The organism is Terriglobus sp. ADX1, assembly GCF_036877645.1.
In the GTDB taxonomy this organism is placed as follows: domain Bacteria; phylum Acidobacteriota; class Terriglobia; order Terriglobales; family Acidobacteriaceae; genus Terriglobus.
Genome location: NZ_JAEDXV010000014.1, coordinates 21,423 through 33,825 on the forward strand (window position 1 = coordinate 21,423; position 12,403 = coordinate 33,825).

8 protein-coding genes are annotated in these 12,403 nt (G+C 52.7%); 7 read left to right on the forward strand and 1 reads right to left on the reverse strand.

Translation table 11 applies throughout. The features are described 5' to 3' along the window. Positions 1–10: 10 nt before the first annotated feature. Positions 11–2,287 (reverse strand): hypothetical protein, encoded by a 2,277-nt coding sequence (locus tag JAO32_RS10860; RefSeq protein WP_334240206.1) that lies wholly within the window; start codon positions 2,285–2,287, stop codon positions 11–13. Positions 2,288–2,675: 388 nt separating this feature from the next. On the opposite strand from JAO32_RS10860, the gene JAO32_RS10865 reads away from it, so the two are divergent. The 7 genes from JAO32_RS10865 to JAO32_RS10895 all read left to right on the forward strand — a co-directional run bounded on the left by JAO32_RS10865 (position 2,676) and on the right by JAO32_RS10895 (position 11,372). Next, positions 2,676–4,565: a GMC family oxidoreductase gene (locus JAO32_RS10865; RefSeq protein ID WP_334240208.1), complete on the forward strand. Its 1,890-nt coding sequence runs from the start codon at positions 2,676–2,678 to the stop codon at positions 4,563–4,565. 136 nt (positions 4,566–4,701) lie between these two features. Further along, a complete protein-coding gene (locus tag JAO32_RS10870) occupies positions 4,702–5,142 on the forward strand; it encodes a hypothetical protein (protein ID WP_334240211.1) in 441 nt (146 codons plus the stop codon). 63 nt (positions 5,143–5,205) lie between these two features. Next, positions 5,206–5,703, forward strand: coding sequence for a hypothetical protein (locus JAO32_RS10875; protein ID WP_334240213.1), 498 nt, complete (start codon positions 5,206–5,208; stop codon positions 5,701–5,703). A 5-nt stretch (positions 5,704–5,708) separates the two neighbouring features. Beyond that, a complete protein-coding gene (locus JAO32_RS10880) occupies positions 5,709–6,443 on the forward strand; it encodes a hypothetical protein (RefSeq protein WP_334240215.1) in 735 nt (244 codons plus the stop codon). Between the two features lie 17 nt (positions 6,444–6,460). Beyond that, the gene (locus JAO32_RS10885; protein WP_334240217.1) at positions 6,461–7,741 is read left to right on the forward strand and encodes a hypothetical protein; all 1,281 of its coding nucleotides are present in this window, start codon (positions 6,461–6,463) and stop codon (positions 7,739–7,741) included. After that, on the forward strand, positions 7,723–9,240 hold the full coding sequence (locus tag JAO32_RS10890) for a Dyp-type peroxidase (protein WP_334240220.1): 1,518 nt from the start codon (positions 7,723–7,725) through the stop codon (positions 9,238–9,240). The genes JAO32_RS10885 and JAO32_RS10890 overlap by 19 nt, the downstream gene beginning before the upstream one ends. Before the next feature lie 221 nt (positions 9,241–9,461). Beyond that, entirely contained in the window at positions 9,462–11,372 is a 1,911-nt protein-coding gene (locus JAO32_RS10895) for a C1 family peptidase (RefSeq protein ID WP_334240222.1), read from the forward strand. Positions 11,373–12,403 lie beyond the last annotated feature (1,031 nt).

Below are 12,403 nucleotides of genomic sequence, written 5' to 3' on the forward strand. Positions count from 1 at the left end.
TTTGTCGAACTCAGAAAGTCTTGATGAACTCGATCAGTGCCCGTTTATCCGAGTCGCTTAAGGCCGGTTCCTCGGGATAGTAGCTGGTGCCGAAATAGTGCCCCCTATTCGCCACATAATCCGGGCACTTACTTAGGGCAAGCATTTCCGGTAATACATTCGCGAATACGCGTTGTGCTTCGGCGTCGCTTGCTCCTGCGGGAAGCGCGGCTAGATCGAACTTTAGCTTCACCAGAAGCCGAACAACACGCTGCTGGCGTGCTGGCCGTTCCTCCGGGCTTACTCCTTCTCCAAGCAGGTCAAGATTGGCTAGGAGGTCAACCGGTGTACCCGAAGGAATAGGCCCGATACGAATCGATTCCTCACCAAAGACCGACGGCAATAACCTGCTCCCCGGACTCAGCAGAGGTCGCAACTCCGGAGGGATGAAACCCGCAGGGATCGAAAGAAAACTCTGTTGCGTGGTACGGTCCATCGCACCAGGCAGTTTATCTGGAAGCAGAGAGTCTTTGTCGCGACGTTCGGGCCACAGCAGCTTTTCAATGGCATCCTGAAATGAACGCATTCGCGCCTCAACGGATGGGCTTGGATCGAACGTCCCCACACTGTTATTCAATAGGAATGGTGCGGTCGACCAGGCACTGATCAAAGATGGAGGCCTTGTGTATCCACGGCCTCCTGCAGGAAGCACAAACGCACTTTGCTCGCCCGTGTACGGGTGGTATACGGTGATGGTTCCTGCAGATGGAAGCTCCTTGTAAGTGCTTGACGAGAAATTATCCCAAATATTGCCCGCAATCGCGTTCGTCGCTAGCGGACTGCAGGCATTTGTCTTTAGCAATGTGACTGGGACACGCTGGTCCGTAGATAGATAGTTGTTCTCAAGAAAATCAGGCTCATGTACGATGACCTGCATTTTCCTTTTGAAATCATCTGTCTTTGTCCAGGCCCAGTATCGGTTCCAGCAATTTAGGTAGTCCTTTCCGGAACAACCATTCGGATCAAGTCCCGGAGCGGGTTGCGGAATTTTACTGGAATGGCAACGTGCGCAACGGTCTGCAAATACTGTCTTTCCACGTTCCAATTGCACTTGGTCTCTCGTCAGATAGGCGTCGCCGCCCGGTGCATCTTTCAAGTGATGCCCAGCAGTACTCTTCAGGAAAAACAAAGCCATGTTAGGTGTTTGCTGCTGTGTTACTTGCCAATAAACGGACTTTTCATTCGCCGTCTTAATCTCAATCGGACTTACATCCTGACCACCAACAAGGGGGCGAAAGTGCTTCGTCCACTCTTCGCTATAGAGCCCGATGTTGAGATATACGCGGTTGAGCGCTCCCAAAATTCCTACGGAATCAGCACCGTCCTTCAGCACCCGCGGCGTCTCCACCAAATCAGGAGCGCGGTAGAAGTTCGTCAATGGGCCAGATGAAATGAAGTCATTCAGTTGCTTATTGTTCTGTTCGCCGCCGCGCAACGTTTCACGTCCCCAACGCTGTGCGGCCGCCATGCGGGAGGGAAGATCGTATACCGCATTCATGCTGCGGGGGTTGTTGATGTTGTCCGTGGAAATGAGTGATGTGTCCAGCGTTCCCGGTCGTGACGCGTGGAACAGTTGCACCGGAAAGTTGCTCATGTCGGATTGCCATGCAAAGACACGATCAATCCAGAAATACTGGGCACCAACATTCGAACTTAAGTTTTCCCACTTGGGATTTTCCGGATCAGCGGGGGGCTTCAATGGGTTCGGACCCACGTGACAGAATCCGCATGACATACCGACCCGATATGGTCGAACAAGATTCTTGTCGTTGTAATAGGCCGGATCGTTGTAATAACGTTCTGGATCCCAACGCTTGGCGGCCTTTTCATCGAACGCTGGGTTTGGAAACAGCCGGAGACCGACGATGCCCGTTGCGTACCCATAGAACGAGCCGATCGGCAGGGTCTTGCCTCTGGCTCCGAGCTTTACCCCAGGGTACTTTTTTTCGTTTTCGAAAGGATCGGGACCGCACGCAGGATCGCGCGTATCAAGCCAGAGTCCATATCGCTTTGGGTCCGGACCGGACGCCTGCGTATAGCAAGGTTCGTTCACTAATCCCAGATAATTCCAGCGGTTGCTGCGAGAGGCTTTTAGACCGGGTCGAGAAGAGATCGTCTTTAGAAAGTCCAAGGTACCCAGACTGGTGGTGGCCAGGGTGTCCCATAGGCGATCATCACCTCCGGTCCACGCAAGCCACATATTTCGCCCCTTAATCTCCTCCGGTGAAAGAGAGATGGCGCCGTCCATGTCGTGATAGTAGTCTTCATCCGCAGATGGAAAGGATGCTGCGCTGCGCCCGGCAAGCATGGCTTCGTCTTTGGGATGAAAGAGGATGATTGGGTGGATAAGGAAATAGACCACAATCAATGCACAAGCAAGCAAAGCAGAGATTACCCACACAAGACGCTTTAGGACGCTCATGCGACCCTCCGGACCTGGCTAAGTAAGAAACGTCCACCTGTTCGAAGCAACTAATTAAACGAACCAGGAAGGTGTACTTTTTACCACAAGGTAGAAAGGGATGTAAGTAACAATCTGAATTGATTTCAAGAAGACAGCTTGGATGCTTTTCGCTCGCGCGGTGATCAGACATAGATCGCGCCGCGAGAGACGTTAGTCATTATTTGAGGTGCTGATGGACCACATTGCGGAAGCAGAATATATTGTTGTGGGTTCAGGAGCGGGTGGCGGCACAGTAGCAACACGGCTCGCCGAGTCCGGGCGCACGGTTATTTTATTGGAAGCGGGAGCAGACCCACGGCTGGAACAGGGAGGCGATCCTGCTTATCCGGATTCCGATCGACTTCCAAGCACCTACGATGTTCCGTGTTTTCACCCGTTTGCTTCCGAAAATGAAGCTCTGCGCTGGGACTTCTTCGTTCGGCATTACCGCAATCAGCAACAGCAGGAACGAGACCCGAAATATGGAAGGGACTATGCTGGAGCGCCAGTAGACGGAGTGTTATATCCACGAGCGGGAACGCTCGGTGGATGCACCGCGCATAACGCGATGATCTTCGTATATCCCGCTGATGAGGATTGGGCTGCCATTGAGACACTCACGGGCGACCACGGCTGGAACCCAAAACAGATGCGTCGTTACTTCCAACGTCTGGAGAAATGCCGTTATCTCCCACTTCACCGCTTCGCTGCATACTTCGGTTTCAACCCGTCCCGGCACGGCTTTCGTGGATGGCTGCAAACGGAGAAGGCCATCCCCATGTTATCGCTCTCGAACCGAGATTTGCTGGATACGATTCTGACCTCAGCGCGAAATGCGAATCAGGAACTGGGCCACTTTGCGCATCGCCTGCGTTGGTTCTTCCAGGGAATGCTTGACCCGAATGACGACCGAACATGTGGTGAGGATGCGTTTGGCATCCGCTATCTGCCATTGACCACGCACCAGCACGCGAGAACCGGCACACGCGAGCGAGTGCTGGATATTCAGAGGCGTTATCCAGATCGCCTCCGCGTTGAGCTCAACGCCCTTGCCACCCGCATCATTTTCGATGACTCGAACCGGGCCATCGGAGTTGAATACTCGAAAGGCGCCCGCTTGTATCGGGCACACGCCAGTCCTAGTGAATCAGAAGGGGAGCTTAGGCGTGTTTTCGCGAGCCATGAGGTGATCCTGAGCGGAGGCGCCTTTAACACGCCGCAATTGCTCATGCTATCCGGAATCGGGCCTCGTGAGCATCTCGAGAACTTTGGAATCCCACTGCGAAATCATCTTCACGGTGTGGGGAAGAACCTGCAGGACAGGTACGAGATAAGCATCGTGTATCGCATGAATTTTCCCGCATGGCATATCTTGCAGGATGCGCGGTTTGACACAACAGACCCCCAGTTTGCGCAGTGGGAGCGTTGTCGTGGTGGGGCATACGCTACGAATGGCTCTGTGCTTGCAGTTTTTCGTCGCTCTGGCAACAGAGTCGCTCCTGACCTGTTTTGCGTTGCGTTTCTGGGCAGCTTTAAAGGGTACGCTCCTGGATACTCTCGCAGCTTCGTCACGGATACAAACTGTCTGACATGGGCGGTGCTGAAAGCACACACTGACAACCGGGCTGGCCATGTGTCGTTGCGGTCGCCCGACCCCAGGGACACTCCGTTAATCAATTTCGCGTACTTCGAGGAAGGGACATCCGACAATGACCAAGATCTGGACGCAGTCGTGGAGGGGGTTCAATTTGTTCGCCGCATCAGCTCATCACTCATCACTAAAGGTTTGATTGAAAAAGAAGAATTTCCCGGACTAGAAGTCGAGAGTGTCGACCAAATCCGACAATATATTCGCGACCAGGCGTGGGGGCATCACGCCTCCTGTACTTGCCCCATAGGAGATCCTGAAAGCGGCGGAGTCGTCGATAGCCGCTTCAGGGTACATGGCACGAGAGGCCTACGACTTGTTGATGCCTCTATCTTTCCTCGAATCCCGGGATTCTTTCTGGCCTGCCCCGTATATGTAGTTGGCGAAAAAGCTGCCGCGGACATATTGCAGGACTCAAACAGATCACGACAGTAAGTCATTCATACTCCCTTTCACGTCTTAGTTCTAATTTTTGTTGACACGCAGAGTGGCCAGGCGAATAGTGTTTTCTGAGCAATCGAAGCAGTCGCATTCGTAGCAAGTTTGCCTTAACGGCAACAAGGTGGTGCGCATGTCTTACTCCGCTTCCGATCTTTTAGACCTTTCCGACAGCCAACTGGACGATGTTTTCAAAGGCGGCACTGTGGGTGCTATCCCGGATGGGGAGGCCGATGGTCAGGCTATTATCCCAGCCGGCACGAAGTTTACGCGTGACATCGCGTCCATCATCAACATATTTGCCTGGCAAGGGAAAACATTTGACGCTAAGCATGGGACGCTGACAAATCGAATCTCGGCTCTTGGAGTGAATGCGATTGTCGCTCAGGTCTACGTCGGCCAGAGTCTCTTCGACGGCAAAGACTGCATAGTCCTCGACTACTCGAAAACATCCCTTCTTGCAAAGCATGTGCGCGATGAAATACGCCTCGTCGGTCCTCAGCTATATCTAGGTCTCGTCTATTGGGATACAAAAAGGACCATCCATTTCTCGCTTCAGTTTGGAGCAGCATAGGCGTTGATCTCAACCGGCTCACTCACATCTGGCCGGTCTAAACCTCGTTCGGGAGCTAACTGGATGGCCGAACCGCGTGTTGTAACGAATCGAAGCCAGCCAATTCCGAGAGCCCAGACGGGATCATGGATTAAAGACGTCACGGCTGATTTGGTTATTCGACTCATTCAGATGGAGCGACGTATCGATCCCTGGATACGCCCCGTCTTCGATGCCACGTTACGAGATCCGATTGCACATTGGATCACCGCATTCATGAACTCAAGACGCTCCGACGAACATCTTGCTCTGGCACAGGAGCGAACGTTTCCGCACGAAGACGAATTCAACCGGGACGTTATCGCCAGCTTCCGCCGGCAAATGACTAGCCTCTGGAAACCTGGCGGTTTCGAACGCGGCGGGAATACCAAGACTCACGGCATTGTTCGGGGTGAATTCATTGTGCACGACGGATTGCCGGCAAATCTTGCGAAGGGAGTTTTTAGTGAGCCTCGTACCCTTCCTGCGTTAGTACGTTTCTCCGGGCCGGACCTTACATTACTCCGGATATTGACGATGTAGGCTTCATGAGCATCAGCGTTAAGATCCTTGAGGTTACAGGTCCCAAATTGCTGCATGAAGAAAGGTTCACTCAAGACTTTCTCGCCGTCTGCACACCCACCTTTGTCACGGGTGACATACAGTCGAATGCAAGTCTGCAGCGAGCTAGCCTACAAAATGCAACCATTTACCACTTCCTGAATTTAAGGCAGAGTCACGTGCTCGATCTGATAATGCAAGGACTCTGGACAAAGACGCAAAGTAGCCCGCTGGAAGCCCCCTATTTCAGTTGCGTTCCCTATCTAATGGGCGAAGGCCAGGCAATGCAATACTCCTTTTGGCCTAAATCAGGCCACCGTACTCCAGTGCCTCGGCTGCCTAGAAGACCACCCGATGACTATCTGCGTTTGGCACTGGAACAAAGGCTTTCACGTGAGACGGTAGACCTCGACATGAAGGTTCAGGTACAGACGGATTCGTTTCGCATGCCTTTGGAGAATGCTAGCGTCTTATGGCCGGAAAACCTTTCTCCGCGCGTAACAGTAGCGACATTGCGCTTGCCTCAACAAGCCGTCGACTTTGCGTACGCGGCGAAGATGGCACGCCTGCTGTCGTTCAACCCTTGGCATTGCATTGCCGATCATCGTCCCCTTGGAAACCAGAGCCGTGCGCGTAAGGTGATGTACACGGCTCTCTCGGACTTACGACATCGCATGAACGCTGAACCGCACTTTGAGCCGAGCTCAAGTGATCTGCCATGACCCCTCAGAGCACTGTGATGTATTCAGCTGCGCTTCTGCCCGGAACTGCCACCACAGTCCATCAGCTTCTCTGTGCGATGAATAAGAAACCGGGTGTTTACGACCCTCAGAACGGCCTCATCGCTCTGCACGCGTTCCCTCAGCTTCACTATGCACGTTTGTTGATCGTCCGGGACCTTGCGAAAGAAGATCGTGAGATTTACGGCCTGTCTACGACGGGGTTGCCGGAATATCTCGTTTTTCTTGCGGAAATTGACGGCGAAGAGTCCGTGTTTCGAAATGACCTAATCCGAACATGCAGAAATGGATTGGTAGCAATCTTCACACACTGCGCGAGTTTCACCCGTGAATCCGATCTAGAGGAATGGCTCGGGCGCAGCAGAGTTAGCCCGGCGGCTTCCTATGTAAATTGGCGCGGCCGTACCGTGATACAGGTGAGAGAGGAGGAGCTCTTACGACGTTTTCTGAAACAAAAGCTAAGTACAGAAACAATTTATGAGGCTGCAAATTCTGCCGAACAGATTCGGCTCGCGTTACAGTCCGCTGTTGAGAGATGCCAAGAAAATGGGACGATTCAGCTTACTCCACCTTTGCCCACTCCATTCACATGGCAGATTCGGCACGCTTTCAACCTGGTTTTCATTCCAATGATGCTGACTGTCCTCTCGCCACTTCTATTACTTCTTCTTCCCTTCTTACTATTCCGGATACGACGTTGGGAAAAGATCGACCCTGGCGTAGCGCCGCCGGTCGATCCGAATCATTCGGAGGAGCTTCTCCAGATGGAGAACCATGAAGTGACAAACCAATTTAACGTTTTCGGCAGTTTGAAGCCTGGCATTCTACGACTCTGGATTGTACGTTTTCTGCTCCTGTTCACCGACTACGCAGCTCGCCATTTGTACTACCGCGGCAACTTAGCCCGCGTCTCCACGATTCATTTCGCGCGATGGGTTTTTATGGATGGCGGTCAGAGAATGCTGTTTTCTAGCATCTACGACGGCAGTCTGGAAAGTTATATGGATGACTTCATCAACAAGGTTGGTTTCGGCCTGAATTTAACGTTTAGCAATGGCATTGGATATCCGCGCACAAGATGGCTACTTCTGGATGGGTGCCAGGACGAACAGACATTCAAGCGTGTACTGCGTCGACATCAGTTGCCCACAGAGGTTTGGTTTAACGCACATCCCGGTTTGACCGCCGCAAACAAACATCGCAATCTCCTGATTCATGCCGGTCTACAGAAGCGATCCATGAGTGAGAAGGACGCTGTGGCATGGTTGGCGTTGATCTAAGGAGAAGCCTATCTATGAATTCCGTTGAATTCGAGGCAATTCAAGGCATCGTGCGCTTTGGCTACGGCAAGCTCACAGAGTCCTGCTTCCTTTTGGCCACGATCAAGGATGCGGATCAAGCTCGCCTTTGGCTTGACACTGCTCCAGTCGCCAATGCGGTTATTCGGTCTGAGGCGCCACAAACTGCCCTTCAAGTCGCGTTCACGTATGAGGGACTGCGCAACCTTGGATGTTCCACAGAACTTCTGTCGCAGTTTTCGACCGAATTCAAGGTAGGACTCGATGACAGCGCACGTGCAAGACTACTCGGCGATGTCGGCGATAGTTCGCCGGACCAGTGGCTTTGGGGCTCCAAATCCAACCATGCCGATGTGCTCTTTATGCTGTATGCACGTCCAGCTACATTGGAGACATGGAAGGGATCGATTCTCACACCGCAATGGGACGCTGCATTTGAGGTAGTAACTGAGCTCAAGACCTCAAACCTCGACGGCGTGGAACCCTTCGGATTTACTGACGGAGTAAGTCAGCCGGAGTTCGATTGGGAACGATCAAGAGTCCCGCGACAGATTGAGGATGCATATACCAACCGGATCTGTCTTGGCGAAGTGCTCCTCGGTTATCCCAACGAATACAACCACTATACGGATAGGCCGCTATTGCCTTTGGACTCAGCCTCCGCTGAGGTTCTTCCAATCGCCGAGGAGCAAGCGGACATGCGAGACTTCGGCCGCAATGGTTCCTATCTTGTTCTCCGCACATTGGAACAAGATGTAGAGGAGTTCTGGCGATTCGTGAGGGAACATACCGATGATGATGAGGCTGCGGAGACGATGGCCGCAGCAATGGTCGGCCGTCGAAAGGACGGCTCACCCTTGGCGGCTCCATCGAGCCATATCATCCCAGGTGTCGATAGGAATGACTTCCATAATCAGTTCGATTTCTCCTCGGATCCCGACGCCGTGAAATGTCCGTTCGGGGCACATATCCGAAGAGCGAATCCACGCAATGGGGACCTTCCCTCGCCACCAGTAACCGGCATCACGCGGTTTCTGACGCTCTTGGGATTGGGGCACAAGACGTTGCACTCTGATGCCAAAGCCTCGTCGAGATTCCATCGGATCCTTCGCCGCGGACGCGAATACGCAGGAAGCCCGGTTTTGCCCCCATCTAGCGATCAGGACAAAGGCAAGGGCCTTCACTTCATGTGTCTCAATGCAAACTTAGCCAGACAATTCGAGTTTCTGCAGAGCGCGTGGCTTATGAGCACAAAGTTCGACGCCCTTACCGACGAAAGCGATCCATTGATAGGGAGCCGCGAGACCATTGAGGGCGCCGCGCCCTCAAACTGCTTCAGCCTTGCTGGAACACGATTCGGAGAACGAAAAACAGTGGAAGGGCTTCCCCGTTTTGTGCGTGTACGTGGCGGTGCCTATTTTTTTCTTCCTTCTTTAGCTTCATTGCGCTATCTCGCATCCGTCGGTTCAAGCAGGCAATAAGTTCAGGGCTACAAAAAGTGACGCGACGACGCGAAGCAGTCCTCCTTGACTCGCTTACGGATCGCGCGACGCGCCAACCAACCGACACATCGAGTTGGGCCGAGAAATTACTGATATCGGCTGAACTTCGACCTACTATTAGTTTCTGGCGATTCGAGTCGCCACCATGATCGGACTCAGGCGTACTCTTTGTGGTGGCAGCTACTTCTCTAACAGGAGTAATGATGACTTCCTCTCTTCGTAATGCCAAAAAGCAGACAGATGAGCTACCGAAGGCAGCGAGACCGGCCCGTAAGAAGAATGTCGTTCCCGACAGCATCGATCTTCGGGATCGAACCTATATGCCAACAGTAAGAGCTGCCCCCCTGGAAGTTCTTGCCCCAGAAGTGGATGTTCCTGTGCTTGATCAGGAACAGAGCAACGCATGCACTGGATTTGCACTTGCAAGCGTCATCTATCATCTTCAATTTCGCTCTAAACGTGAGAGGGAAGTAACTCCCGTCTCTCCGTTCATGCTCTACTCCATGGCTCGGAGATACGACGAATTCCCTGGGGATCCCAATGCAGACACAGGTTCGAGCCTCCGTGGAGCTATGAAGGGCTGGTTCAAGCATGGAGCTTGCGCTGCTACCCTTTGGCCCTCATTCGTTATGCCGGATCCACAGAAGAATCCGACTGAGGATTGGTGGCAAGATTCTGCGAAGCGGCCTTTGGGAGCGTACTACCGGATCGATAACCAATCCATCACAGATATGCAGAGTGCACTCAACGAGGTCGGTGCAATTTATGCCAGCGCAGCCTGTCATCAAGGCTGGGAGACTTGGAAGAAGGGAGCGAAAGTATCAAAGGAGGGATACTGGACTATCCCCTATCAAAAGGCCACCGCCGCGGATGGAGGACACGCATTCGCAATCCTGGGTTACACAAAGGATGGTTTCATCATTCAGAACTCTTGGGATGTTTCATGGGCCACGAAAGGCCGTGCCATCCTTACCTACCAGGACTGGCTAGATAATGCGATGGATTGCTGGGTCGGCCAGCTTGGTGTTGTCAGCAGTCTTCATCTCGAAATTGCAGCAGCACCGAGCCTGAGAACAAATGCATCTGGCGCTGTCACCTTAGCGGTTGACAACACATTGCGCGATCGTGAAATTGATCCTTTCATTGTGGACATGGAAAACAATGGACTGCTTAGCAACACTGGCGAGTTTCGTACTCAGCAGTCGGATCTAACAGCGCTGCTCACAAATCACCTGAATGAAGCACGTTCCAAATGGGGTTTATCAATAGGTGATGTCGTTGATATTGCCATCTACGCACATGGTGGCCTCACATCGGAAGACGATGCGGCAGATACGGCCGCCCGATGGATACCTGCGCTCTACGACGCGAAGATTTTTCCCATATTTCTTATGTGGGAGACGGACTTATGGTCAACCTTGAAAGACCGTGTTGCGGATCTCCTTGCGACTCAGCAACGTATTACCGGTGGATTTTGGGATAAGACAAAGGCATGGTGGGATGAACGACTCGAGAAAATGCTCACAGTTCCCGGCACGGCCGTTTGGGGTGAAATGAAGCAAAACGCGGATGCGATATCTGCGGGCCAGGGCGGCGGTGTGCTGCTGTATGACGCCTGGCAAGAAGTTGGGTTAGACCCTGCAAAAGTAAGATTGCATCTGATTGGCCACTCCGCCGGCGCAATCGTCCATAGCTGGATTGTGAAACGACTGAATTGGAACTTCGCCACGGTAAATCTCATGGCGCCCGCATGTCGTCGGGATCTGTTCGAACAGTGCGTGATTCCAGCACTCCAAGAATCTCGTGTGAAACAGTTCAACGAATTCCACATGAGTGATGATGTCGAACAGAAAGACAATACCTGCAAGCCGATTCTTGGCTATAGCCGTTCCCTGCTTTACCTGGTTTCTCAATCTTTTGAGAAAGGGACCATCACTCCGATTCTTGGGATGGAGAAGTATTTCAGTGGCACCGCAGGAATTGCGGATTTAAAAAACGTCAAGGTTTTCACCTCCCCGGGTCCAGATACAAGGAGTACAACCCACGGGGGATTCGACAACGACCCTTCGACGATGACGACGATCATTGGTTGCATCAAATCAACGGGCTAGCTCGCGATCCAAAATGGAAATCTGGGACGAGACCATGCTGCTTGTGTCAGCAATCTACGACTGCAACACGACGCAGACGAGAGTATCGTTACACCATTCAGGCGTGTCTTCTGAACTCTCAGCCGACAGTAAATGCAGGAGCGACCACAAGCCACTCACCCGTCGGACCCGCTTCCTCTGCCTCGCTGCGAAAGTGAATGGCCTTAGTCTTCCAACATGAACGCGACAAAATCTCTTCGGATTTGTCTTTGCCAACCGGAATAGCCTCCCTTCCGATGTTGAAGAGCGATATACACGCGCCCACGCAAGGAAACGAAGTCGACCTCTGATCTCGAAAGCCAAGCTTCTCCACTTCGCGAAACAGCAGTTCATCCAAGCGTTGACCATGTCGGTCTAGTTGCGGCGCCTGCAGTTCTGAATTTACAGCTCGTCTGGATTTCAGACTGACGAACTACACAATTCCTTCCGCGATAGCATGGCTGATTGTCGCGATGGTCGGCCTGAAACCGAGCCTGCGGCTTAGCTTGTATCCGGCCCCTCCATGAGTTTTCAAGAGGCCGAGCAGAGGCTTCAATGGTGACGCCAACGGATCGAGCCACGTCGTACAGTGTGCATGGCGGATCATCCGCAATGTTGACGATACCTCCATCACTGAACCTGTGAGCGCAAGTTCGAATGTCCGCGCAACATCTCGCGTTGGTGCGCGAGGCTAAAGGTCTGCGCCGGGTGCATTTCATCCTGGTGATGATTGATCTAGGCCAACGGTGGAGGCTTTATCAATAGCCTGCGGACGCTGATACTATCCTGATTGTGCCGGTAGCCATTATCTTCCACGACAAGCTGCTTCTTTCAGTTCATGGATACGCTCGCCAGCAGACTTCATCACACCCGTCGGGAACCACCACCAATTGCGTTCCAACTCGTGACTTTGAGGCCTCCTGAGCATTGAGCGCTCTATCGTGAGTTCCTAGACAAACTCTCGGCAGAGCTGAGCAGATGCAACCCGGCACTTAATTCTTGACGAAACAATC